Annotated in this window: 17 protein-coding genes and 2 pseudogenes; 2 read left to right on the top strand and 17 right to left on the bottom strand. The window is 31.7% G+C overall.

The genetic code is table 11. The features are described 5' to 3' along the window. Window positions 1-99 precede the first annotated feature (99 nt). The 3 genes and pseudogenes from AB8B22_RS03615 to AB8B22_RS03605 all read right to left on the bottom strand — a co-directional run bounded on the left by AB8B22_RS03615 (window position 100) and on the right by AB8B22_RS03605 (window position 5,059). Window positions 100-1,693 (bottom strand): annotated as a pseudogene (locus AB8B22_RS03615) (subtype B tannase). A gap of 182 nt (window positions 1,694-1,875) precedes the next feature. Beyond that, window positions 1,876-2,838: an AEC family transporter gene (locus AB8B22_RS03610; RefSeq protein ID WP_094078971.1), complete on the bottom strand. Its 963-nt coding sequence runs from the start codon at window positions 2,836-2,838 to the stop codon at window positions 1,876-1,878. 115 nt (window positions 2,839-2,953) lie between these two features. Next, on the bottom strand, window positions 2,954-5,059 hold the full coding sequence (locus AB8B22_RS03605; protein ID WP_369711691.1) for a glutamine synthetase III: 2,106 nt from the start codon (window positions 5,057-5,059) through the stop codon (window positions 2,954-2,956). 369 nt (window positions 5,060-5,428) lie between these two features. Here AB8B22_RS03605 and gltB point away from each other — a divergent pair, with 369 nt between their 5' ends. Both gltB and AB8B22_RS03595 read left to right on the top strand, forming a co-directional pair. Then, the gene (gltB, locus tag AB8B22_RS03600) at window positions 5,429-9,940 is read left to right on the top strand and encodes a glutamate synthase large subunit (RefSeq protein ID WP_369711690.1); all 4,512 of its coding nucleotides are present in this window, start codon (window positions 5,429-5,431) and stop codon (window positions 9,938-9,940) included. 2 nt (window positions 9,941-9,942) lie between these two features. Further along, the gene (locus AB8B22_RS03595) at window positions 9,943-11,391 is read left to right on the top strand and encodes a glutamate synthase subunit beta (RefSeq protein WP_369711689.1); all 1,449 of its coding nucleotides are present in this window, start codon (window positions 9,943-9,945) and stop codon (window positions 11,389-11,391) included. Window positions 11,392-11,499: 108 nt separating this feature from the next. On the opposite strand, the gene AB8B22_RS03590 is transcribed toward AB8B22_RS03595, so the two are convergent. From AB8B22_RS03590 to lptB, 14 genes and pseudogenes are all read right to left on the bottom strand, one after another. Beyond that, complete coding sequence (locus AB8B22_RS03590) at window positions 11,500-12,444, bottom strand: acetyl-CoA carboxylase carboxyltransferase subunit alpha (RefSeq protein ID WP_369711688.1); 945 nt, start codon at window positions 12,442-12,444, stop codon at window positions 11,500-11,502. A 37-nt stretch (window positions 12,445-12,481) separates the two neighbouring features. Further along, window positions 12,482-13,333 (bottom strand): acetyl-CoA carboxylase, carboxyltransferase subunit beta, encoded by an 852-nt coding sequence (gene accD, locus AB8B22_RS03585; RefSeq protein WP_094078976.1) that lies wholly within the window; start codon window positions 13,331-13,333, stop codon window positions 12,482-12,484. Between the two features lie 133 nt (window positions 13,334-13,466). Continuing rightward, window positions 13,467-14,429 carry a pseudouridine synthase gene (locus AB8B22_RS03580; RefSeq protein WP_369711687.1) on the bottom strand — a complete coding sequence of 321 codons (963 nt, stop codon included), beginning with the start codon at window positions 14,427-14,429 and terminating at the stop codon, window positions 13,467-13,469. A 9-nt stretch (window positions 14,430-14,438) separates the two neighbouring features. Further along, window positions 14,439-15,542, bottom strand: a complete 1,104-nt coding sequence (rodA, locus tag AB8B22_RS03575) for a rod shape-determining protein RodA (RefSeq protein ID WP_314079169.1) — start codon at window positions 15,540-15,542, stop codon at window positions 14,439-14,441. Window positions 15,543-15,557: 15 nt separating this feature from the next. Next, window positions 15,558-16,775, bottom strand: a complete 1,218-nt coding sequence (locus AB8B22_RS03570; RefSeq protein ID WP_369711686.1) for a M16 family metallopeptidase — start codon at window positions 16,773-16,775, stop codon at window positions 15,558-15,560. 20 nt (window positions 16,776-16,795) lie between these two features. After that, window positions 16,796-17,881 (bottom strand): LptF/LptG family permease, encoded by a 1,086-nt coding sequence (locus tag AB8B22_RS03565; protein WP_237048643.1) that lies wholly within the window; start codon window positions 17,879-17,881, stop codon window positions 16,796-16,798. A gap of 22 nt (window positions 17,882-17,903) precedes the next feature. Continuing rightward, window positions 17,904-19,007, bottom strand: a complete 1,104-nt coding sequence (locus tag AB8B22_RS03560; RefSeq protein ID WP_369711685.1) for an LptF/LptG family permease — start codon at window positions 19,005-19,007, stop codon at window positions 17,904-17,906. 18 nt (window positions 19,008-19,025) lie between these two features. Beyond that, window positions 19,026-19,598, bottom strand: a complete 573-nt coding sequence (locus AB8B22_RS03555) for a CvpA family protein (RefSeq protein WP_094078980.1) — start codon at window positions 19,596-19,598, stop codon at window positions 19,026-19,028. A 10-nt stretch (window positions 19,599-19,608) separates the two neighbouring features. Beyond that, window positions 19,609-20,691, bottom strand: a complete 1,083-nt coding sequence (gene alr, locus AB8B22_RS03550) for an alanine racemase (protein WP_369711684.1) — start codon at window positions 20,689-20,691, stop codon at window positions 19,609-19,611. Window positions 20,692-20,743: 52 nt separating this feature from the next. After that, window positions 20,744-21,715 carry a protein translocase subunit SecF gene (secF, locus tag AB8B22_RS03545; protein ID WP_094078982.1) on the bottom strand — a complete coding sequence of 324 codons (972 nt, stop codon included), beginning with the start codon at window positions 21,713-21,715 and terminating at the stop codon, window positions 20,744-20,746. Further along, a pseudogene (secD, locus tag AB8B22_RS03540) lies at window positions 21,708-22,917 on the bottom strand (protein translocase subunit SecD). Before secD ends, secF begins: the two are co-directional and overlap by 8 nt. 18 nt (window positions 22,918-22,935) lie before the next feature. Next, window positions 22,936-23,352: a Holliday junction resolvase RuvX gene (gene ruvX / locus AB8B22_RS03535; protein WP_369711683.1), complete on the bottom strand. Its 417-nt coding sequence runs from the start codon at window positions 23,350-23,352 to the stop codon at window positions 22,936-22,938. Window positions 23,353-23,450: 98 nt separating this feature from the next. Then, complete coding sequence (alaS, locus tag AB8B22_RS03530; RefSeq protein WP_369711682.1) at window positions 23,451-26,066, bottom strand: alanine--tRNA ligase; 2,616 nt, start codon at window positions 26,064-26,066, stop codon at window positions 23,451-23,453. Between the two features lie 71 nt (window positions 26,067-26,137). Further along, a complete protein-coding gene (gene lptB / locus AB8B22_RS03525; RefSeq protein WP_094078986.1) occupies window positions 26,138-26,872 on the bottom strand; it encodes an LPS export ABC transporter ATP-binding protein in 735 nt (244 codons plus the stop codon). Window positions 26,873-26,981 lie beyond the last annotated feature (109 nt).

Genomic DNA, 26,981 nt, shown 5'->3' with positions numbered 1-26,981 from the left:
AAATTTTCAAATCTCTCACAAGTAAATGATTTTCATTATAAAAGTGAGAGATTTTTTTCTAATACTTATTTATTAAACTTTTATTTATTTCTTTAATTTCTATTTCCCTTCAGCTACAACTTTATCCATCCATCTGAATAATTCATCTAGATCATAATCCCCCGAATGCGGTGTCGCCCAAGGTGCTGCAAAATCAACTTTTTTCCCAAGATTTTCCAATTTTATGGCAAGTATCGCAGGTATTGCAAGTGAAGTATCTTTGTCAATTGCACCGTGTCTTATTCTCCAATATTTCACTTTTGAACTGCTAATATAATTCATCGGATTCATCATTTTTATAATTTTCTTATCAGCCATTGTTCCATTTACTGTCGAATGTTCTAACATATATTCTGTAAAATGCTTATTATTTGTAGTTTCATCTCCAAATTCATTATTTTCTCCAGTCGACAAATCCACATTATCAAAGGCTCCAGGCGTTTTTTGTCTACCCATGTAAGCGATATATTTATTATAATCTAAATCTACAACTTTTCCATTTTTTATTGTTAAAAAGTCAAATTCTGATAAATCAGTTCCTTTTTTTAAAGCCGCATTTGCTGAATCAATATAATACTGTTTAATCTGATTTTTAAAACTTCCATTTCCATCTTTATCCAATGTCAAAAGTTTTCCATTTTTATCCTTCAATTTTAAACTATTCACATAATCAGGAAACATTTTTTTCAAATCATTTGAACGTGAAATTTCAGCATCAGTCAACGTACCCTCAGTGTATTTTCTTTCCACGTTGTAATCTAGCATTGAAATCTCTATCTTTTTATACGTTTTTACATCGTTAAACATCCACTCGTAAGCCGTATTTGCATTTTCTAAATTAGTTATTGGACAATAGGCTGAAACTGCGTAAATATCATCTCTGGCCTTCAATGCTCCAATTTCCTTCAAATAAGGCTCGTAATCCTTGTTATTCCCAGTTGCACCTAACAGAGCTGAAACCGCTCCTCCAGCACTTGTCCCATTAGAAATAATTCTGTCAGCTCTACCAGGCATTTTATTATCATTATAACGCAAATATCTGACAGCTGCCTTCAAATCTACAATTACAGCAGGTGCCTTTCCTGTATATTTCCCATCCTTTTCCAAAGTTCTACCTCTAGCTCCAAGACTTGCCACAACATATCCATTTGACAGTGCAACTAATGAAGCATCAGGTTTTCCATCTCTTCCATTTCACTCCAGCTGCTCCAGGCATATATCCTCCTACTGTATTTGGGAAAAATATTGGTGCAGATTTTGCATTGTATTTTCCAACTGATTTATTTTTAAAATATTCTTCTGGAATATAGATATTTATAGTCTGATAAGCAATATCAACTGGTTTTGCAACATAAACTATATTTTCATAGGCACGATAAGTAATGGTTTTTCCATTCACAGTTGCTGTTTTCGTCGTATAATTTTTATTTGCATCAAAATTTAAATTGTAACCATTTTCTGTTTTATTTGTTATCATATCTTCGGTTATTACTTTTTTATTCATAGGTGCTCCCCTTTGCGGCTTTTTATCTTCATTCTTATTTATTTCAGCATTTTTCTGATATTTACTAGAATCTACTAGTTCTTTTTTATTATCAGTAGCCATTGAAAAAGCTGAAATCAATAAACTTAATATAATTAATTTTTTTCCCATATTCATAAATTCTCCTTCTACTTTATTTATAAACAAAATTTGACTTTATTATACTCTGTTTTAATTTTTTGTCAATAAATTTACTTTTTTATTTTTCTAAAATTTATAAAAAAAAATTCAAATTTTATATTTCAAAAACTTGAATTTTTTTATTTATTAAATTTTTTAAATTTATTTTAATTTTATAAAAATTTTAAAATTGTCATAAGTAAAGGTACTACTATTATAAATAAAATTGTACTTGTCGTTACGACATTTGTGGCATATCCAATATCTCCTTTTGTTTCATTTGTTAATATTGGAAGTGCCGCAAATACTGGTGTTGCTGACTGAATTACGTATGTGTTTAAATCATTTCTAGTTATGTTTATATAATGTCCTGCCAACTTCACTAAAACTATCATTACAACTGAAGAAATTATAAATCTTCCAATTAGCGCCAAAACTGTATCTTTGTCAAATCTTATGCTGTGAAGCCCTGCGTCAGCTAATACAATTCCAATGTATAAAAGTGCAAGTGGAGTGACTATTTCTCCAACATAGTCAAGCGTGTTAAATATTGGCTTAGGTATTTCCACTTTTAATGCCAAAAATATGAATGATATTACAAATGCTACAAGTGCGGGCGACAACAATTTTTTCCAGTTGATTCCGCTTCTTTTTCTATTTTTTGAATCCACTTCCATAGGATCATTTTCCAAAAAAATGTATCCCAAAGTCCAAATTGATATAGTATTTGTAATATAATACATTAAATAATATGGTAAGCTTTGCTCTCCAAAAAGTGCAATATTTAATGGCATTCCAATAAAAATGGTATTACCATTTACGACAGCGTTGTAAAACGCACCACGACGACCATCTCTCATCTTTACCGCCTTTATCATTAAATAAGCGACTAAATAACCTATAATTACTGACAAAAATGTGAAAATAAGCCTATTTGACAAGTTTTCCAATACTTCTAATTTCAGATATTTGAATACTGAAACAAATATTGAAGCGGGTAATGATACATTCATAATTAATTTTGACACATTTTCACTGAATGTATGATGAAACCAGTGTCTTTTTTTTAGTACGTAACCTAATGCGATTATGAATATAACGGGAAAAATACTTCCCAGCGATGTAAAAAATACCATTTTTTCTCCTCTCAAAATATTAAATTTTTTTTACAAAAACAGTATAACACTATAAAAAAATAAAATCAAGATAAAAAAATAAGGAGAGAGAAATTTTCTCCCCTTATATTTTTCATTATAATTTAAATAATAAATCAGTATATGTTGGAAATTTCCATAAGTCTTTCTCAATAACTTTTTCCAAATTATCACAAGGAACTCTCAATGCTTCAAGTCCTGATACTAATTTTTCTTTTGCTAAATCAGTTTGTTTAGGAAGATCTTTCTCGTTTGAAACTCTTGCAATTTCTTTTTCAAGTGATTTTATTTCTTTTCTTAATGCTGTTACATTTGATAAAACATCTTTTAACAATTCTTCTTGCTCTTTTATAAAGGCTTTTCCATATTTTGAATTTTTTTCAATGTGGTCTGCCAATAAATTTGAAAATTTTAGCGCTGATGGCAAAATGTTTTTGTTTACAATGTCAATTAATGTTCTTGATTCAATGCTAAGCTGTTTTACATATCTTTCAGCATAAGCGTTATATCTTGCTAATGACTCTTGTTCTGACAACATTCCAATTTCATCTACTAATTCCAAAATTTCTGGCTCAATCATTTTTCTAAGTGCTGTGTTTGCAGAAACTTCGTTTGTAAGCCCTCTTCTTTTTGCTTCTTTAACCCATTCTTCGCTGTAGCCATTACCGTTGAAAATAATTCTGTGGTGTTTTTTGTAGGCATTTGCGATGATTTCGTTTATTACTTTTGGCAAAGTTTTTTCTGTCGCTTTTTCAAGTTTATCAGCATACTCTGACAATACTTTTCCAACTGCTGCATTTATTACTGCCGCTGTTGTTGCTGGAGTTGAGCTTGAACCTGGCATTCTAAATTCAAATTTATTTCCTGTGAAGGCAAAAGGTGAAGTTCTGTTTCTGTCTCCTGCGTCCATGCTGAATGTTGGCAGCACATCAACTGATAAGTTTACTTCTGAAGCTTCTGACACAGGTGCGTCTTTTTTGTTGGCAATATTATCTAAAATTGTTGTCAATTCGTCGCCTAAAAAGATTGAGATAATTGCTGGAGGTGCTTCGTGTCCTCCTAATCTGTGGTCATTTGTAGCAGTTGCAGTTGAGTATCTCAACATTGGATAATATCTATCCACAGCTTCAATTACAGCAGATACAAAAATTAAAAATTTTTTATTTGTTTTAGGATCTTTTCCAGGACTAAACAGGTTTTTCCCGTCATCAGTACCAAGCGACCAGTTGTTATGTTTTCCTGAACCGTTTACGCCGTCAAAAGGTTTTTCGTGAAGTAATGCCACCAAATCGTGTTTTAATGCAGTTTTTTCAATTGTTTCCATTATAATCTGGTTTTGGTCTGAAGCCAAGTTTGCAACTGAAAATAACGGTGCAACTTCAAATTGGTTTGGTGCAACCTCATTATGTCTAGTTTTTGATGGAATTCCTAATTTCCAAAGTTCTACATCGACATCACTCATAAAGTTTATAACTTTATCTTTAATTTTTCCAAAGTAGTGGTCGTTTAATTCCTGACCTTTTGGTGCAGGAGCTCCAAATAATGTTCTTCCAGTAAGAAGTAAATCATCTCTTGCTTCAAACATTTCTTTTTTAACCAAGAAATATTCCTGTTCAACTCCAAGTGTGTTAAATACATGTTTTGAAGTTGTATTTCCCAATGCTCTTAATACTCTTAACGATTGTTCACTTATATATTTCATTGTTCTTAGCAAAGGAACTTTCTTATCCAGAGCTTCACCTGTAAACGAAATAAATGCAGTTGGAATGTATAATGTAACTCCATTTTTATTTTCTCTTATGAATGGATATGAACTTGTATCCCAAATTGTATACCCTCTTGCTTCAAATGTGCTACGAAGACCTCCATTTGGAAATGATGAAGCATCAGGTTCACCTTTTATCAAATTGCTTCCTGAAAATTTGTAAATTAATTCTTCACTTTCTGTTGGTTCCAAAAATGAGTCGTGTTTTTCAGCTGTCAAGTCTGTTAGTGGCTGAAACCAGTGACAGTAGTGAGTTGCCCCTCTTTTAGTTGCCCAGTCTTTTATAGCATTTGCAATTACTTCTGCTGTTTCTTTTGATAATTCCGTTTTACCAAGCTGTGATGCTTTAAATTCTTTGAAAACTTCTTTAGAAACTCTTTTTTTAAGGTTGCTGTCCCTAAAGACATTCTCTCCAAAACTTTTCATAGCATTTTCCATAAATTTACCTCTTTCCTAATTTTTTAAGATTTTCATTTTTTGTAAGATTGAAAATGTGTAAAAACAATTAAAATGTGTAAGATACACTTTTTTAAAACTCTTTCAAAACTATTCATAAGCTTATTATACAATGTGTAAAATTATAAGTCAAATGAAAATTTTGATAATATTTTATTTTTTAAATATCTTTTTAAACCCACTATTTATCGTATTTTTTACTATTCATAAAAAATTATTACTTTGGAACTCAAATTTTTTTTTATATTTGCAAAATGATTTTGTGAAATGTATAATTGGTTCATCTATACAAGGCTAAAATATTTTTTTAAAATATTTTAGATAGAATCTAAAACATTGGAGGTACAGACTTTGGATAACAACATTCAAAATGTAAAACTAAAAAAATACGAGCTTTCAAGAAATTCACTTTATGAGCCGTATTTTGAAAAAGACAACTGCGGTATGGGATTTATCGCAAACATTGACAACAAGAAAACTAATCAAATCGTAAAAGACGGAATAAGAATTTTAGCTGGATTAGAACATCGTGGAGCAGAAGGATATGACTCAGATACTGGAGATGGAGCTGGGCTTTTGTTTGAAGTGCCGCACAAATTTTTTGCAGGAATTATTCCTAATCTTCCAGAATTTGGAGATTATGGGGTTGGAAACATATTTTTCCCAACTATAAAAGAAGAATTTGAAAAAATAAAATCTATTATTGAAGAAACTGTAAAAAACTCAAAAGATGAAATCCTAACTTGGAGAGAAGTTCCTATAAAAAAAGATGCCGTTGGAGTTCAAGCGCAATCTACAATGCCATCTGTCTGGCAACTTTTCATAAAAAGAGTAAATTCATCAAAAGAAGATTTTGAAAAAAATCTTTATATTTTAAGAAGAAAGATTGAAAATGCTGTAAAAAAAGCAAACTGCGACACTGAAGATAAATTTTACATAACAAAATTATCTTCAAAATCAATAGTTTATAAAGGTCTAGTAAAACCTGACCAAATTGAGAACTTCTATATTGACTTGCAATCAGACAAGCTTGTAAGTTCTTATTGCCTAGTTCACCAAAGATTTAGTACAAACACTTTCCCGGCGTGGAAACTTGCTCATCCATTCAGATTTTTGGCACACAATGGGGAAATTAATACTGTAAAAGGGAATGTGAACTGGATGAAAGCCAGAGAAATTGCACTATCTTCGCCTAACTATGAAGATATTAAAGAACTTTTTCCTGTAAATGATGAAGAATGGTCAGATTCAGCTAATCTTGATACCGTTATTGAACTTCTTGTATTTTCTGGAAAAACTTTGATGGAAGCAATTTCAATTTTAGTTCCTGCGGCTTGGGAAAAGGATCATACTAAATCTGAAGATTTGAAGGCATTTTATGACTATTATTCAGGATTAATGGAAGCTTGGGACGGACCTGCGGCCATGATTATGACTGATTCCAGATATTTAGTTGCAAAACTTGATAGAAATGGACTTAGACCGCTTAGATATATTTTGACTGATGATAATCAGATGCTTGTCGGTTCTGAAGTTGGAACTTTGCCAATTAAACCTGAAAATATTGTTCAAAGTGGAAGAGTTAAACCTGGAAAAGTTTTTGTAATTGATCTGGAAGAAAAAAAATTGTATAACGATGACGAAGTTAATGAAAAAGTTTTAAATGGAACAGATTTCAAAAAATTGATTAAAGATAAGAAAAATGTAAATGACTTGATGAAGGAAACTAATTTTGATTATAACAGAAATAGCGATTTAGATGACATTTACAACAAATTAAGATTATTTAGCTATTCAAGGGAAGATTTGCACATCTTGATTTCAAGAATGGCTATAACTGGGCAAGAACCACTTGGTTCAATGGGAAATGACGCAGCACTTGCTATTTTTTCTGAAAAGCCAAAATTGCTTTACAGCTACTTTAAACAATTGTTTGCACAAGTAACAAATCCTCCAATTGACCCAATTAGAGAAAATTTTGTTATGTCGCTTAGAACACAGCTTTACAGAAAAGCAAATATTTTAGAAAAAGATTCTGAAGCTGGAAAAACTTTAGTTTTGGATTCACCAATTATGGACAACAAGACTATGGAATTTTTGAAAAATTATGAAAGAGATGGTAAAAAACCTGCTATTTTAGATATAACTTTCAAGCCAACTGAAAACTTGGAAGAAAGACTGGATAAAATATTTAAGCTTGCTGAAGATGCAATTGATAGTGGAGTAAAATCTATTATTTTATCTGATAGAAATGCTGATACTGAAAATGTGGCAATTCCAGCTTTACTTGCTGTTGCTGGGCTTCATCACTATTTAATTAGAAACAAAAAACGAAATGAAATTGATATTTTGGTAGAAACTGGAGAAGCTAGGGAAATTATGCATTTTGCATTGCTGATCGGATACGGTGCAACTGCGATTAATCCTTACTTGGCACTTGATTCAATTGAATATATGGTAAAAAATAAACTTTACTTGAATGCCGATGAATCTGAAATAAAAGATTTACAATACAACTATTTGAAAGCTCAGAAAAAATCAATCTTGAAAACTATGTCAAAAATGGGAATTTCAACTGTTGACAGTTATAGAGGAGCACAAATTTTTGAAGCTGTTGGATTGTCAACTGAATTAGTTAAAAAATATTTCACAGGAACTGTTTCAAGAATCGAAGGGCTTACAATTAAAACATTGGAAGATGAAGTGCTAAATAACTTTGATGATGCAATTGACTCGATAAATCTTGGTGCTGAAACACTTTATGTGGACGGAGAATATTCTTGGATGAAGGAAGGAACAAATAGAATTCTTACTCCTGATGCGATTGCAAAAGTTCAAGATGCCGCAAATAGAGATGACTATAATACTTACAAGGAATTTGCAAAAATTGTAAACGACCAAAGTCAGCATTTGCTTACAATAAGAGGAATGCTAAAATTCCATTCTGACAGAAAACCTGTTTCAATTGACAAAGTTGAGCCAGTTGAAGCAATTATGAAACGATTTGTTACTGGAGCAATGTCATTCGGGTCAATTTCAAAGGAAGCTCATGAAGCGATTGCAAGAGCTTTAAATACAATTGGCGGGCGTTCTAACTGCGGAGAAGGTGGAGAAAATCCTGAAAGATTTTTAGATAACAGAAGAAGTGCTACAAAGCAAATTGCATCTGGAAGATTTGGAGTTACAACTGATTACTTGGTAAATGCCGATGAATTACAAATTAAGATGGCTCAAGGGGCAAAACCTGGAGAAGGTGGACAATTACCTGGATTTAAAGTAAATAAAGAAATTGGTGCTACTCGTCATACAACACCTGGAATTAGCTTAATTTCTCCACCACCACACCACGATATTTACTCAATCGAAGATTTGGCACAACTAATTTTTGACTTGAAAAATGTAAATGAAAAAGCTAGAATTAGTGTTAAATTGGTGTCTGAAGCTGGAGTTGGAGTCGTTGCCTCTGGAGTTGCTAAGGCAAAATCTGAAATGATATTAATTTCTGGACATGACGGAGGAACTGGAGCGTCTCCTCTATCTTCAATTAAACATGCTGGGTTACCTTGGGAATTAGGACTTTCTGAAGCTCACCAAATTTTAAAGGAACACAAATTGAGAAGCAGAGTTACTCTTCAAGTTGATGGAAAATTAAAAACTGGTAGAGATTTAGTAATTGGAGCGATTTTAGGAGCTGAAGAGTTTGGATTTGCAACAATGCCGCTTGTAATTTTAGGATGTATTATGATGAGAAAATGTCATACAAATATGTGTCCAGTTGGAGTTGCAACTCAATCTGAAGAACTTCGTAAGAAATTTACTGGACAATATGAAAATATCATCAGATACTTTAGATTTATCTCACAGGAAGCAAGAGAAATTATGGCAGAACTTGGAGTTACAAAACTTGATGAATTAATTGGAAAAGCTGATGAATTCTTGGAGGTTTCTAAAACTTCAAAATTAGAAAAAGTTAAAAATGTAGACTTAGGAAAAATTCTTTACACTAACAAGAATAGCGACAGTCCAAATGTAAAAACTCAAAATCAAGACTTTAAAATGGAAAATATAATTGATAGAAAATTAATCAAACTTGCAAGTGCAACTTTTGAAAGCGATAAAAATAATGTTGCAAAAACTGTAATTAATGAAAAAATTGAAAACTTTGACAGAAGTTTTGGAGCGATGTTAAGTGGAGAAGTTGCTAGAACATTTGGTGGATATAAACTTGAAGATGATACAATTACACTAAACTTGGAAGGAATCGGTGGACAAAGTTTTGGTGTGTTTGGAGCAAAAGGTATTACTTATAATTTGACTGGACAATCAAATGATTACATCGGAAAAGGACTGTTTGGAGCAAAAATTATTATTAAAAAACCTGAAGTTTCTAAATACGAAGCAGATGAAAATATAATTGGAGGAAATGCCATTTTATACGGTGCTATCAGAGGAGAAGCTTATTTAAACGGAGTTGCTGGAGAAAGATTCTGTGTTAGAAACTCTGGAGCGGTTGCTGTTGTAGAAGGTGTTGGAGATCACGGCTGTGAATACATGACTGGAGGTCGTGCTATTGTTTTAGGAGAAACTGGGAAAAACTTTGCCGCTGGTATGAGTGGTGGAATTGCTTATGTTTATGATAAAAACAACACTTTTGAGAAAAATTTGAATAAAGAAATGGTCGATTTTGACGAACTTAACGAAGTTTATGAAAATGAAATAAAAACTTATGTGGAAAAACACTTTAATTATACAGGAAGTGTCGCTGCAAAGGAAATTTTAAACAATTGGGAAACTGAAAAACAAAACTTTAAAGTTGTTATTGCACCTGAATTTAAAGAAATATTTGAGAGAGGTGAGGCTTAGAAATGGGAAAACTAGGTGGATTTTTAGAAATACATAGAGAAGAGAAAAAAATTAGGGAGATTTCTGACAGAATTAAAGATTTTAATGAAATTGACATCCCTTTAAATGATGAATACATAGAAACACAGGCGGCTAGATGTATGGACTGCGGAGTTCCTTTTTGCCATTGGGCCTGTCCAGTTGACAACCACTGTCCTGAATGGCAGGATTTAGTCTATAACGGCGAATGGAAAAAGGCTTTGGACTTACTTTTGTCAACAAATCCATTTCCTGAATTTACTGGGCGAATTTGTCCAGCACTTTGTGAAGGAAGCTGTACTTTAGGAAAAAATGACAAGCCTGTAACTACTAAAAATATTGAACTTGCCATTATTGAAAAAGGTTGGAAAAACGGATGGGTAAAACCAAAAACTCCTAAAAAAAGATTTGACAAAAAAATCGCAGTAATTGGAAGTGGACCATCTGGACTTGCTGCCGCTCAAACTTTAAATAGATTTGGTTACAATGTTACAGTTTACGAAAAAAATGAGAGAGCTGGTGGATTACTTGCACTTGGAATTCCTGATTTTAAGCTTGACAAGAAAATAATTGACAGAAGAGTAAAACTTATGGAAGAAGAAGGTGTTAAATTTATTTACAACACTGAAGCTGGAAAAGACATTTCCAACGAAGAACTGGAAAAAGAGTTTGACATAATTCTTATGTCTTGCGGATCAAAACAAGCTAGAGATTTGAATATCAAAGGAAGAGAAGCAAAAGGAGTTTATCTTGCAATGGACTTTTTGACTCAGCAAAACAGAAAAGTAAATAATATTCCTTTGTACAACGAGGAAATTGATGTGAAAGGTAAAAATGTGCTTGTAATCGGTGGTGGAGATACTGGTTCTGACTGTGTTGGAACTTCTGTAAGACAAGGTGCTGCCAGTGTAAAACAAATTGAAATTTTAAATAAGCCATCTGAAACTCGTGCATCAAAAAATCCTTGGCCACAATTTCCAATGTATCTAAAAACTTCGACTTCTCACAAGGAAGCGACAGAAGTTTACGGAAATGACCCAAGGGAATGGAATGTTACAACAAAAGAATTTGTAAAAGATGAAAACGGAAATCTTTGTGGAGTAAAAATCGCAAAAGTTGAAAGTTTTGTAAATGAAGATGGAAGACTTGGATTTAGGGAAGTTGAGGGCTCTGAAGAAATAATGAAAGTTGACTTTGTCTTTTTAGCAATCGGATTTTTACATCCATACTTTGAAGGACTTTTAGAAAACTCAAAAGTTGAATTGGATGGGCGTGGAAATGTTAGTGCAAACGTCATCGACTTTAAAACTTCTGCTCCAAAATATTTTGCCGCAGGAGATGTGAGACGAGGGCAATCACTTGTTGTCTGGGCAATTAGTGAAGGTAGAAATGCTGCGAAGGCTATTCATGAATATTTGAGAAAAAATAAATAATATATAACAAACCTCTTAGAAAAAATAAAATTCTAAGAGGTTTTTTTATTTTAATTTATAAATAAATTTAAAATTTAAATAAATTAATTTTTTTATTTTTAGAAAATTTTATTCAGAAAATTCTCCCATTTTTCTAAATTTTTTGTATCTTCTCTCAAGTAATTCCTCAATAGAGAATTTATCTATTTTTTTAAATTCCTCTAAAACAGCCATTCTTAAATTTTGCGCTGTTTTTTCAAAATCTCTATGTGCTCCGCCTAATGGTTCTTTAACTATTCCGTCAATTACTCCCAGATTTTTTAGACTTATTGCATCCATTTTCAAATTTTTAGCAGCTTCTGGAGCTTTTGAAGCGTCGTTAAAAAGTATTGAAGCACATCCTTCAGGCGAAATAACAGAATATACGCTATTTTCAAGCATAAGCACAGAATCAGCGACACCAATTCCAAGTGCACCTCCGCTTCCTCCTTCACCGATGACAACAGATATAATAGGTACTTTTAATCCAAACATTTCCGCCAGATTTTTAGCGATTGCTTCTCCCTGACCTTTTTCTTCAGCTTCAATCCCTGGATAAGCTCCTGCTGTGTCTATCAAAGTTAAAATAGGAAGTTTAAATCTCTCAGCCATTCTCATAAGTCTCAGCGCTTTTCTGTATCCTTCTGGACTTGCCATTCCAAAATTTCTGTAAATATTTGAATCGATGTCTCTACCTTTTTGATGTCCAATTATCATAAGCTTATATCCTTCAACATTTGCCAGTCCTCCAACAATTGCATGATCATCTTTAGATAATCTATCTCCGTGAAGTTCAACAAAATCCTCAGTTAATTCATTTATATAATCTAGTGTATACGGTCTTTGCGGATTTCTTGAGATTTGGATTCTAGCCCAAGCATCCATCTCATTTTCTTCAAAATTTCTATACTTTTCTTCCAGCTGCTTTTCCAATTCAGAAATTTGAGATGAAAAGTCAATGCTTTTTTCTTTGGAAAAATTTTTTAACTCTGCTATGTTATTTTCTAATTCTTTTATTTCATCTTTTAAACTCATATCTTTTCCTCTCTAAATCTTAATAAAATTTATTAAATTATATTAATTTTTCAATTATTCTATAGATTGTTTCTTTCAGATCTTTTCTTTCAGAAATAACATCCACCATCCCATGTTCCAACAAAAATTCCGCTCTTTGAAATCCTTTTGGCAATTTTTGATTAACAGTTTGCTCAATTACTCTTGGCCCTGCAAATGCAATTAGCGCATTTGGCTCAGTCACAATTACATCTCCAAGCATTGCAAACGATGCCGTAACTCCACCTGTAGTCGGATCGACTGGAACGGAGATAAAAGGAATCCCAGCTTCATTTAATCTTTTTACAGCTCCAGAGGTCTTTGCCATTTGCATAAGTGAAACAATTCCCTCCTGCATTCTAGCTCCACCAGAGCTTGAGACAATTACAACCGGTATTTTTTTCTCAAGTCCACGTTCTAACGCACGAGTTATTTTTTCTCCAACAACGGAACCCATACTACCACCCATAAAATTAAATTCCATAGCCGCAATACTAACTTCTATCCCATTTATTTTCCCAATTCCACTGATTACACCGTCAAGCATTCTACTTTTTTCTCTTGCCACTTCCAATTTTTCTTCGTAACCTGAAAAATCTAAGATATTTTTTGAATGAACCGTCATATCTTCTTCAAAAAATGTCTCATGATCAATAAGCAGCTCAATTCGTTCAAATGCCGTAAGCCTAAAATAATTTCCACATTTTGGACAAATATTTAAATTGTTTTTTAAATCTTCGTTGTAAATGATTTCATTACAACGCTTACATTTTTGCCACTTATTGTCATCAACAACATCAAGCGTCAATTTTGATTTAGCTGTAAGTGTTGCATACTTGTTTTTTGATTTTCTGCTCGAAAATAATCCCATTTTTTTACCTCTCACATTTATTAATTTTTATTGATTTTTACTTTACTTAAAATAGTAAAATATAACACATGTTACATAAAGATGATACCCTATCATAATTAGAAAAAACTTTATTTAATATTATTAAATCATATTAAATAAAAACTTCACTTTCAATTGAAAATTTAAAATTATCAAAAGAAACGAAATAGCAGCACAAATAAAATTTTTCCCCTTTTTTTCCATATTTAGAATCTCCAATTATTGGTAAACCTGCATTTGCAAGTTGTGCTCTTATCTGATGCTTTCTTCCAGTTACCAAATCAATATCCAAAACTATATTTTTTTTATCTTTTAATAATTCAAAATTTTTTAAGTGTGCAAGTTTTTTCTCTTTAAAATATGTGATACTTTTTTTTGAATCTTTTGAAATTGGACTGTCGCTTACAATTACTCCATTTTTTTCTGTTGTCAAATAATTTTCAATCTTAAAATTTAATTTATTTTCTTTTTTTAACTCTTTTAATTCTTTAATTTTAATATTTACATTATCTATATTATTTGTATTTTTCTTATTGTTATTTTGAACAATCGCAAAATATTTTTTTTTGACTTCATTATTTCTAATTTTTTCCGAAATGTACCGTAAAAACTTTAAATTCTTACAGCCAATCACAAGTCCTGATGTATCGTAATCCAAGCGATTTGAAAAATTTATATTCTTATTTTGATAAATTTTTTTAAAAACTTCTGAGAGTCCATAACTATGCCCAGTTCCTTTGTGCATCGCAACTTTTTCTTTCTTATTCACAATGAAAAAATCTTTATTCTCAAAAATTATCATTTTTTTATAATTTTCAATATTCTCTTTTTTTATCTTAATTTTTTCAAAATTATTTTCTTTTTTTTCAGAAGATTTCAACATTTTTATTGTCAGAATATCGCCCAAAGAAAGTCTATAACTTTCTTTGGACTTTTTAGCATTAACTTTCACATCTCCATTTCTAATAGCGGAAAAAATCTTGCTAAGCGACTCATTTTTAAACTGTTTTCGCAAATACCTGTCAAGACGCATATTTTCCATTTCAGAGTTCACAACTACTTTTTTTTCTTCCAAATTTTTCTCCTAATCTGCGTGAATTTTTACACTCTCAACTAATCCTATCATAAGAAATGCCGCAAGAAATGAACTTCCTCCATAACTCATAAAAAGAAGCGGCTTTCCAGTAACTGGCACAAGTCCTATTGTCATTCCAACATTTACGATTACATGCATAAAAAACACGCCTGAAATTCCGTAGAGGAGCAATTTCCCAAATTCATCATGTATTACACGAGTTATTCTCATCGTCCTGAATATAAGCCCGAAATATAATAGCAAAGTTAAAACCGAACCAGCAAACCCCAATTCTTCAGATAAAACTGAGAAAATAAAGTCTGTCTGAGCTTCTGGTAAAAATTCCAGTCGACTTTGACTTCCTTGCAAAACTCCCTTTCCAAGAACTCCTCCTGCTCCAACTGAAATTTTAGACTGAGTGACGTGCCACCCAGTTCCTTTCTCATCCTTTTCTGGCCGCAAAAATGTTTCCACTCTCGTTTTTTGATATTTACTAAGCACAAATCTATACACAGGATAAATTGAGAGCAAGATAACCGTTCCAATTATCCAAATCGGCTTCATATTCGCACCGTATAAAAATATCATAAATACATAAGCTGCGACTGTAATCAAAGTTGTTCCCAAATCTGGCTGAATTAAAATTAAAAGAATAAGTGGTGAAACAGGCAAAATTGCTGTTACAATATCTTTTAAATTATTAATTCCATCTTTATATTCTTGTGCAATTCTATATGCAATCATTATGATAATTGCAATTTTTACAAATTCCGAAGGCTGCAATTGAAAAGGTCCAATCGAAATCCAACGTTGCGCTCCCAATGTTTTTTTTCCTAAAAATCTTACAACAAGTAAAAGAACAATACATATCCCATATATATGTCTAGTGTATTTTTTTACTTCTCTGTAATCAATAAACGATATAATAATTAATAAAATTGTCCCTATCACAATCCACATGATATTTTTCCCAACAAATCCACTTTTTCTTGTCGCACTGTAAACAAATATTGTACTAAGTGTTACAAGTGCATATGTTATCAACAAAATTATTTTGTCCATCTGAGAAAAACTATTTTTTATCTGTTCTAATAATCTCTGGTTCTGTAACATTTTCATCTCCTAATTTTATTTTATATTTCCTAAAACTGTAATATTTTTTTTGATATACTGATTTTTTAAAAATTTATTTATATCTTTTAATTTCACATTATTTATTTCATCTTTCAATTTTTGCGGCTCCAAAATCTCATTTTTTCTAGAATAATAGTTTCCAAGAATGTTCATTCTCGCACGAGGATTTTCAAACGAAAACGCAATTTTACTCAAATATTTATTCTTAGCCTTTTGAAGTTCCTCCTGCGAAACGCCATTTTCTCTCAATTTTTCAAATTCATTTAATGTAATTTCTATCGCTTTTTTATAATTTTGAACATTTGTACCGATGTAAGTTGACGAAATTCCCCCTGAGAGATAATACTGGTTGTAAGTATAAACCGAATAAGCAAGTCCATTTTTTTCACGAATTTGTTGAAAAAGTCTGGAACTCATAGAACCACCTATGATGTTTGAGGAAAGATCTAAATAAACTTTTTCTTTGCTATCATATTTTTCCCCTTCAAAAGATATGCAGATATTTACTTGATTGATGTCCTTTTTTTCGATTCTTTTACCTTCGTTAAACGAAAAATCAATTTTATCCCTTCTATCAATCTTTTTATCTTCCAATTTATCAAAATACTCATTAACTTTTGAAATAATTTCATCTTTGTCAAAATTTCCTGAAACTACGACAAAAATATTATCTTTTGTATATCTTTCGCTATAATATTTTTTTATTTCTTCAGAGCTAAATCCTTTTACGCTCTCTTTAGTCCCAATAATCGGCTTTCTATACTGTCCATTTATACAATCTCCATAATTTAATTCAAAAACTAAGTCATCAGGCGTATCTTTATACATTTTTATCTCTTCAATAACCACATCTTTTTCTTTTTCCAGCTCATCCTTATCAATGATCGAATTTGTAACTATATCAAACAAAATGTCCACCGATTTTCCCAAAAATTCAGTCAGTGTATTTATATAAAAGACTGTTTCTTCCTTTGTCGTATGTGCGTTTATATTTGCTCCAAGATAATCAATTTCACTTGAAATTTCAAAATAATTTCTCTTTTTTGTCCCTTTAAAAATCATATGTTCCAAAAGATGTGAAATTCCTTCTTCATTATCACTTTCATCTTTTGATCCAGTTTTTACAAAAACTCCAACTGAGCAAGTTGAAATATTTTCTAATCTATCAAAAATAACTTCTATTCCTGATTTTGTTTTAATTTTTTCCGTCATTTTTTTATCCTTTCCAAATTTTAATATTCGGCATCTTTAAATAATTTTACTCCAATGGCAAAAAATACTACCAAAGGTAAAAAACATGCCATATAAATTGGTATAGTTCCAGATACAGCAAGTGAACGCAAAATTGTAGCAGCACCGTAATAAGCATACCCTATTATAACCGATAATCCAATATTTACTGCAGCTCCACCTCTGACATATCTACTTCCAAGCGATAGCCCAATAAAGCACATAACAAAAGACGACAGTGAAAAAGCTATTCTATAATAAAACTCTATCCGCAAATCCAGCGAATCTGCTCCAACTCTTGTAAAATAGACAACTTTTTTTCGTAGCTCAGGCATTGTCAAATTTTTTACTTTTACAGGACTTGCAAGTACATAATCCATAGGAGCTGTAAAATTTAATTTTGAATTATCTATCGGAGTTGTCAAATTTGTCGTAAGATTATAATCTTTTAAATCAACAAATCGCCATCTGTTTGTATTTGGATTGATTCTTGCACTTTTTGCCGTGTACATTTTATTAATTTTTTTAAATCCTCTGTCCATTTTTATAATTATAATATTTTTCATTTCTCCCGTCATTCGACTTGCATATTCGGTAAAAAGAACTGTATTTTTATCAACTTTTACAAAAATAAAATTTCTTTCAGATTTTGACTTTTGAACATCTATCTCATTAACTTTAAGTTCTTTCAAATTTTCTTTTTTAGCATTTGCTTTTCCCAAGTAACTGTAATTTAGCCAAAATATTCCAGAACTTATCAAAAATGAAATTATTACTGGAAATAAAACTACTCTTGAAAAACTTATTCCACTTGTTTTCATAGCGGTAACTTCCAGCTGCTTTGCCATTTTACTTATACACAAAAGACTTCCTAATAGCACTCCAAGTGGCGCTGTGTTTGTTACAATTTCAGGAATTCCGTATCTTAAATATTTTATTGCATCATGAAATTTAAATTTTCCATCCATAATCCAACCTGTAATATTAATACTCTCCGCCAACAAAAATATTAAGAAGAACATCATCATACCCAAAATAAAACTTTTTATATAATTTACGATTATATACCTATCTAATTTACTTATCATTTAATATTACTCCTTTTTTGGCTTAATTCCCTTTCATCTTTTTCACAGAAAAATAGATACAAAGCAAGAAAAGTACAAAATTTGGCGTCCACATCGCAATATTTGCAGGAACATGATTTTTTAACACCAAAATTTTAGCATAACTAGCCAGACCAATATATCCAAAAATTACAATAAGGCTGACACCAAAACTGATTCCCCTTCCGCTTCTTCTGTGACCCACCGAAAGCAAAACTCCCAGCCAGCATAAAAATGTACTTCCAATAGGTCCAATCATTCTTTGATACATTTCAACTAATGCCTTTAGTGCATTTTCTCTTTTTTCTGGATCTTTATTTTTAATATTCTTTTTATAATACTTTTTTAGCTCTTTCAAATTCATTTCTTTTCTACTTTTTTCCTTCACTTTTTTTTCTGATTTAAAAAATGTAGAAATTGGAACTTCTTGTTCTTGATATTTTGCTTGAACATGACTGCTTCCGTCATTTTTAAACAAAAATCCTTCGATATTTTTAAATCTTATTATCCCTGGATCAAATTTTGCATTTTCTGCTAAAAATACAATGGGATATGGATTATCCCCTCTTTTATTTATAAACAAAAAATGTTTCGCTGTCGCATTTTTATTATTCACTTCATCAATATAAAAGCCAAATCCCTTTTCTTCATTTGTCAAAAATATTTTTTCTTCCGTCAGTGAATTTGGTTTAGAGGCAAGTAGCAGCTTTGTTTGTGCATTAATATTTGCAAGTGCTCTAGGGTTTACATAAATTTCCAGGCTCAGACCAATTATTGTTAGAATAAGTCCAAAAATAAACGCTGGTCTAATTATTCTAAAAAGCCCGATTCCAGAACCTTCCATTGCGACAATTTCATTAGTTTCAGAAAGCCCGCCATAAACTAGCATTACTCCTAAAAATGCTCCCATCGGTATAGTCTGGACAAGTACACCAGGCATAGCATAACACACATAATCCACTATTGACATGGCTGGTAAATCACTCGCAAACAATCTCTCCATAACTTCCATTACAACATTTAACATCATAATAAATGTAAATATGCTAATTCCAAATAGCGACGGTAAAATTAATGAACTATAAATATATCTATCTATCGTTTTCATATTTTTTCCTTTATTTTTTTAAAATTTAAAACTGCCATCTTTATTATTTCTTCTATAATAATCCAGCACTTCTTTTATTTTTTCCCTCTCTTTTTTTTCTTCCGTATAATTTTTAATAGAATATTTCATAAACTTTGGAAATAAATCTACATATTGAGGAGCGAAATTCGCTACGGTCTGTATCACTTGACTCTCTTTGCACAAAACTCTAACTCTTTTACTCTTCATTCCGCCTATTACGACTATAACATAGATAATTAATACAACCAAAAACATTTTTATACCAGCAAATAACATTCCAGCCGCTCCATTAAATCTTTCATCCACTTTTATTTTTTTTAAAAATTGGGAATTTTTGAACAAAAATATTGTAATAATTAAATAAAGCAGGAATATTAATATTATGTAAAAATTCAATTGATTGAATAATGATGCTTTAGGTCTTTTAATAACCGTGTTAAATAATAATTTTGAAAAAAACATAATAAATATCCATTTAAACATGTCATAAAATCCCAAAGTAAATCCATATCCGTATCCCATTACGAGAAATGCCACCAACATCATCACAAATACTGTGTCCAATATCATAAAAATTCTCCTATTTTACATAAATTCTCGGAACTCTCTGACTAATTCCACACAAAATTTCATATGAAATTGTATTACATAAATTTGCAACTTCTGAAACACTTATATTTTCCCCAAAAAATTCAACTACATCGCCTTTTTTCACTTCATCTGCCAATTCTGCTGGAATGTGCACCATAAGCTGATCCATACAAACTCTTCCCACGATTTCGCATCTATGTCCTTTATAATAGACATAACCTTTATTTGACAAATCTCGTCTCACTCCGTCAGCATAACCTATAGAAACAGTCGCATAAGTCTGCCCTGCTTTTCCCAAATAAGTGTTTCCATAACTTATAAAGCTATCTTCTTTTAATTTTTTGATATAGCTGATTTTAGCAAAAAGTGACATCACAGGTTTAAATTTATAAGGCTTTGTCTCTTCATCGGTAACACCACCGTAAATTATTATTCCAACTCTCACAAAATCATATTTGTCATTTTTCAATTTTAAACTTCCAAAACTGTTTAACAAATGTTTGTATTTTACAGATGGTAATTTTGAAATTATTTTTTTGCTAATTTCTTCAAAGTTATTTTCTTGAAACTCAGTATATTTCGCATCCGTATCAGAAGAAGAAAAATGGGAAAAAATTCCAATTGGTTTAACAAATTTACAATTTTTTAGTTTTTCTATTAATTCATCAATTTCATATTTTTGAAATCCAACTCTTCCCATTCCTGTGTCAACTTTTAAAAAGACATCAGTTGGAATTTGAGATTTTTCCAAATATTTAATTTCTTCAAAGTCTGTTACCATAAAATAAATATTTTTTTCTGAAATTTTATCCATATATTCATATTCTATCGGTCCTAATATAAGAACGCTCACATCATTGTCAAATTCCTTTACTTTTAGCGCTTCTTCCGCAGTTGCAACAGCAAAGTGCCTAATTCTTTTTTGAATCAGCGATTCGCATATTTTCAACATTCCATGACCATAAGCATCCGCTTTTATAACGGCTATCATCTTTTCTTTTGGTGCCACTTTTTCAATTTCATCTATATTGTGATATAAGTTTTTAATGTTTATTTCCGCCCAACAACGCATTTTAATTCACCTCTATAATTATTATAGGAGCAAAAAGCTCCTATTTTATTGATTAAACTAATACTTTATCTTTTTCATCGTATCCGTTTACTGTTTTAGTTGTTCTATTTGATTTTTCTTGTTTTTTATCGTTATTGTTATTTTTTTTCAATTTTTTCATCAAATAAACTAGCGGACTTGCCACAAATATTGATGAATAAGTACCAAACAACATTCCTAAAAACAATGTCATACTAAAAGTTTTTAGCGAATCTCCACCAAAAATAAGTAAAACTATAACTGAAAATAATGTTGTAAGAGAAGTATAAATCGAACGAGCAAATACTTGATTTATCCCAGTTTCAATAATTTCTGAAAAAGGTTTATTTTCTCTATTTTTCTTATTTTTCTTTTCATTTTCACGAATTCTGTCAAACACCACAATCGTATCGTTTATTGAATATCCTAAAATTGTTAAAATTGCTGCAACAAACGGAGTATCAATTTCGTATCTGAAAAGCGCAATAAGTCCAAATGAAATAATTACATCGTGAAGAAGTGCCAAAATTCCAGCAATGGCATAAACTAGCTCAAATCTTACAGTTATGTAAATTACAATAAATATACTTCCAATCAAAAGCGCCTTTATCGCATTCATAGTCAATTCTTTCCCAATTACTGCTCCAACTGTGTCATCTTTTGTAATTTCATATTTTCCAGTATTTTTTTCAAGCTGTGTCAACATTTCATTTTTTTGCGCATTTGTCAACTGACTTGTTCTAATTATAACACTGTTGTCTGTTTCTGAAAACTGCACTCTTTTTGTTTTTAGTTGCGGAATCGCACTTATCAAACTGTCCAATGTTCCATTTACTTTTATCTGTTCCACCTTTTGTGGATATTTTAGCTGAATAAGATTTCCACCTTTAAAATCTATTCCCAAATTTAATTTTATAGTAAAAAGAAATATTAGGGACAATATTACCATTATTGCTGAAAATGATAAATAATATTTTTGATGTTTTATCACTCGAAATTTAGTCATTTTTTGGAACTCCTTTCCAGAACAGCTGTTCTTTTTTCAAATTAAATGTTTTTACAACAAAACGAAGTAACACTTTTGATACAAATACTGCTGTTATTATTGTAACAACTACCCCAAGCGATAAAGTTACGGCAAAACCTTTAATCGGTCCTGTTCCCAAGAAAAATAGGACTGCTGCTATTAATAATGTCGTTATATTTCCGTCAATTATTGCTGGAAGAGCGTTACTGTATCCTTTTTCTATTGCATCGTGTAAAGATTCTCCCAATTTCTTCTTTAATTCTCTCGTATGTAATTACATTTGAGTCAACTGCCATTCCAAGCGTCAAAATAAATCCAGCAATTCCCGGAAGTGTCAATGCCGCACCAACCATGCTAAGTGAAGCCAATACCAAAAATCCATTTATAAGTAGAGCAATATCCGCCACAATTCCAGGTATTTTATAAATTGCTATCATAAAAATTGAAATTGCTAATATCGCAATTACTCCAGCTATTTCAGTTTTTTGAATTGAATCAACTCCAAGTGTCGCTCCAACTGTTCTATTTTCAACAATTTTTATTTCCACAGGAAGTGCACCAGATTTTAATAAATTTGCCAAATCATTTGCTGATTCCATCGTAAAGTTTCCACTTATACTTCCGCTTCCACCAGCAATTTCTTCGTTAATTCTAGGAGCTGACTGTTCTTTACCGTCAAGCATGATTGCAAGTTGTTTTCCTTTGTTTTCTCTCGTAATTTTGGCAAATTTTTCGGCTCCAGAAGGAGTTAGCTCAAAAGTTACAACTGGACGGCTCAAGTTATCTTGTCCAATTCCCGCATTTTTAAGCGCTCCACCTTCTAAAAGTGTCGGTCCATAATTTCCATTTGCATCTTTTATTTTAAATTCCAGCTTTGCTGTTGTCCCTATCAAGTCAACTGCTTTTTTAGGATCTTTAATTCCCGCAAGTTCTACGATTAACTTGTCATTTCCACTTATTTGAATTACAGGTTCTGCTACTCCAAGGCTGTTTACCCTTCTCTCAATAATGTCTCTTACTTTATTCATCGTATCCTTGTCAATCTTCCCCTGCGCTTGAAGCACAACCGAAGTTCCTCCACGCAAATCCAGTCCAAGCTTTATTTTATTCAATGACAAAATAATAGCTGGAACGACTAATATAATAAGTAGCCAAATATAGTGCTTTTTACTATTTTCCATTTTAAAATCCTTTCTTTTTTATTTTAATGTATCTAAATATTTTTGTAAAATTATCGAGGCTGCCACCATATCCACAACTTTTCTTCGCTCTCTTCCATTTTTTTTAGAATAATTTTTTAAATAATGCTCAGCTTCCGTCGTTGTGTACCTCTCATCCATAAAAATAATCTGAACTCCTGTTATTTCTTTTTTTAACTCTTCCACGAATTCTTCTACTTTTTCAACTTGCCTTTTTTTGCTTCCATCTAAACTTTTTGGAAGTCCGACAACAACTTTTTTTGTGTTTTCATCGTCTAATATCTCTTTTATCCGAGAAACAGGCTCAGTTTTATTTCTGTCAATTACTTCAAGAGCAGTCGCAAGAATCCCCAAAGGATCGCATTTTGCCACTCCAATTCTCACATCTCCAACATCAAGTCCAATAAATTTTTTCATTTTTTTCTCATTTCTAAATTTTATTATTCAAATTATGAATTAATTTTTTGACAAGGGGATAACCTCCTTGCTAATTGGCATTTATTCAATTATATAAATTACAATTTTTCATTTACAAACTCAAATGCTTTATCAACAGCTTCTTTTACAGCATTTCCATCTTTCCCGCCAGCTTGTGCAAAATCAGGTCTTCCTCCACCGTTTCCACCAGCAACTGCAGCTGCTGTCTTCACGATTTCTCCAGCTTTTATTTTTTTAGTCAAATCTTTTGTAACTCCTACGACAAATATCGCTTTTCCATCATTATTCGCTCCCAAAATAATAATTCCAGATTGAAGTTTTTCTTTTCCTCTATCTACGATTTCTTTTAATTCATTTACATCTTTATTTGCAAATGCAGCTTTTAATACTTTTACTCCATTTATTTCATCTACATTTTCAAGTAATTCATTGATTTCATATTTTACTAATTTAGTTTGTAATTGCTCATATTCTTTTACGATATTTTTAGCTTCTGCGATATATTTCTCTACAACGTCAACCACATTTTTTCCATCAGTTTTCAACATTCCAGCAACTTTACTTAATTTTTCTTCAAGTTTATTAACATATTTCAAACTTGCATGTCCTGTTGTTGCTGTAATTCTACGAGTTCCTGAAGCTATTCCACTTTCAGATTCAATATTGAATAATCCGATTTCTCCAGTAGACTTAACATGTGCACCTCCACAAAGCTCGATTGAATATCCGTCAATTTCAACGACACGAACTACATCTCCATATTTATCAGAGAAAAGTGCCATAGCTCCTCTTTTTTTCGCATCTTCAATATTTTCAAAATCAATTTTAACTTTCAAGTTAGATAAAATAATGTCATTTACAGCTTTTTCGATTTTTTCAATCATTTCTGGCTCAATTGCTTCATAATGTGAAAAGTCAAATCTCAATTTTTCATCATCTACAAGCGAACCAGACTGCTCAACATGAGTTCCTAAATTTTCTCTTAAAACTTTATGTAAAATATGTGTTGCAGTATGGTTTCTTTGGATATCTTTTCTACGATCCGCATCAATTTCCATTTTTACTTCTGCACCAACTGCTGGAGCAATTCCTTTTTTAACCTCAACTTGATGAATAAACACATCATGTTTTTTCACAACATTTACAACTTTTCCTTCAAATTCTCCAGAAGTAATAATTCCAGTATCCGCAACTTGTCCTCCTGATTCCGCATAAAATGGCGTTTTATCAAAAATAACTTCGTATCCAGAAATTCCTTCACTTTTAGCAATATGCAAAATTTTCCCTTTATCTTCAAATTTTTCATATCCTGTGAACTCAGTTTTCCCATGTTTTTCAAAAAACTCGTCAATAAATTCATCTTTTATCATATCCGAAACCGTAACTCTGCTATTTTTCGATCTTCGTACTTGCTCTTCCAATTTTTTATTAAATTCGTCTTCCGAAACTTCATACCCTTGATTTTCCAAAATTAATTCTGTCAATTCAAATGGAAGCCCAAATGTGTCGTATAATTTAAACGAAGCATCTGCAGAAAGTTTTTTAGTTCCCTCTTTATCCATTTTTTCAATTTCTTCAGTTAGCATTTCGATTCCATTTTTCAATGTCAACGCAAATCTTTCTTGCTCAAGTCTTAAAACTTTTTCAATATATTCTTGTTTTTCAACTAATTCTGGATATGCCTCTTTCATATTTTCCACAACATAAGGCACTAATTTATACAAAAACAGATCATCTTTTGTTATTTCTAAATTCTGCTTTGCAACAATTCCAGCACCAAATGCTCTTCTTATAATTTTTCTTAAAATATATCCACGACCTTCATTTGATGGCAAAACTCCATCCGCTATTAAAAACACCGATGCTCTTATGTGATCTGCAATAACTTTTACCGTAATATCAAAATCTTCTTTTTTTATGTCCAAAACTTTTTCAATTCCTCTTATTATTGGCATAAATATATCAGTTTCAAAGTTATTGTCTTTATTTTGCACAACTGAAGCAATTCTTTCAAGTCCTGCTCCTGTATCAATATTTTTTTGCGGAAGTGGCACCAAACTTCCATCTTCAAGTCTATTCCACTCAGTAAACACAAGATTCCAGATTTCTAAAAATCTGTCTCCTTCATCTCCCGGATTGCAGTTAATCTCTTCGTTATTTTCCCCCATTCTTAGAGTATCGTAGTAAATTTCACTACACGGACCACAAGAACCAATAGGCCCTGCTGCCCACCAATTATCTTCTTCACCAAGCCGAACTATTCTCTCAGCTGGAACTCCAATATGTTTATTCCAAATTTCATACGCTTCGTCATCCGTCGTAAATACTGATACATAAAGTCTTTCAGGATCTAATTTCAAAACTTTTGTTATGTATTCCCAAGACCATTCAATCGCTTCTTTCTTGAAATAATCCCCAAACGAGAAATTTCCAAGCATTTCAAAAAAAGTGTGATGTCTAGGCGTTCTCCCAACATTCTCCAAATCATTTGTTCTTATACATTTTTGATAAGTTGTAATCCTTGGAAATGGCGCTTGTTTTTCTCCCAAGAAAAATGGTTTAAAAGGAACCATTCCTGCGACTGTCAAAAGCAAACTTTTGTCATCAGGTATCAGCGATGCACTTTCAAAGTGTTTATGCTCTTTAGTTTTAAAATAATCAATAAAACTTTTTCTTAATTCATTTCCTGTCATTTTTTCTATTTTCTCCTTCATTTTTAGAATTTTTTTCTCATAAAAGCAACAACTTTTACATATTTTTCTATTTAATCCAACTTGAATTTATCTCCCAAATAAATTCTTCTAGCAGTTTCATTAGCCGCAATTTGTTCACCTGTTCCAGAAATCAGGATTGTTCCTTCTGCCATTATATACGCTCTTTCCGTGATTCTAAGTGTTTCACGCACATTATGGTCAGTAATCAAAACTCCAAGTCCCCGCTCCTTTAACTGAATTATTATGTTTTGAATGTCTTCCACAGCAATCGGGTCAACTCCCGCAAAAGGTTCATCAAGCAGTATAAAATCTGGATTTGTAGAAATTGTTCTGGCAATTTCCACCCTTCTTCTCTCCCCACCTGACAGTGCGTAACCCAAACTTTTCGCCACATGCGACAATTTAAATTCTTCAATAAGACTCTGCATTCTGTCAATTCTTTCTTTCTTTCTCACTTTCCGCATTTCCAAAACCGAAATTATATTTTCTTCAACCGTCAAATTTCTAAAGACTGAAGCTTCTTGCGGCAAATACCCAAGCCCAAGCCTTGCTCTCTTATACATTGGAAAATTTGTAATTTCTTGTCCATTGTACATGACACGACCATAATTTGGTCTAACAATTCCCGTAATCATATAAAACGTCGTCGTCTTTCCAGCACCATTTGGACCAAGTAGTCCCACAACTTCACCTTTTTCCATTGCAAGGCTGACATTTTTAACAACTTCTCTCTTTTTATATATCTTTTTTAAACTATCAGCTTCTATACTGATTTTTCTGGCCATTTTTTTCTCCTCTCTAAAAACTGGCATTTATAAAAGTCGAAAAAGCCAGAAGTTTTCAGCACTTTTTCAACATATATTTAATGTTTTTTTACATATCTGGGATACTTTT

Origin of the sequence: Leptotrichia rugosa (assembly GCF_041200005.1) — a bacterium.
GTDB classification, from domain to species: Bacteria; Fusobacteriota; Fusobacteriia; order Fusobacteriales; family Leptotrichiaceae; genus Leptotrichia; species Leptotrichia rugosa.
The sequence above is the reverse complement of the archived record's forward strand: the minus strand, read 5'-3'. Positions and strand labels throughout refer to the sequence as shown.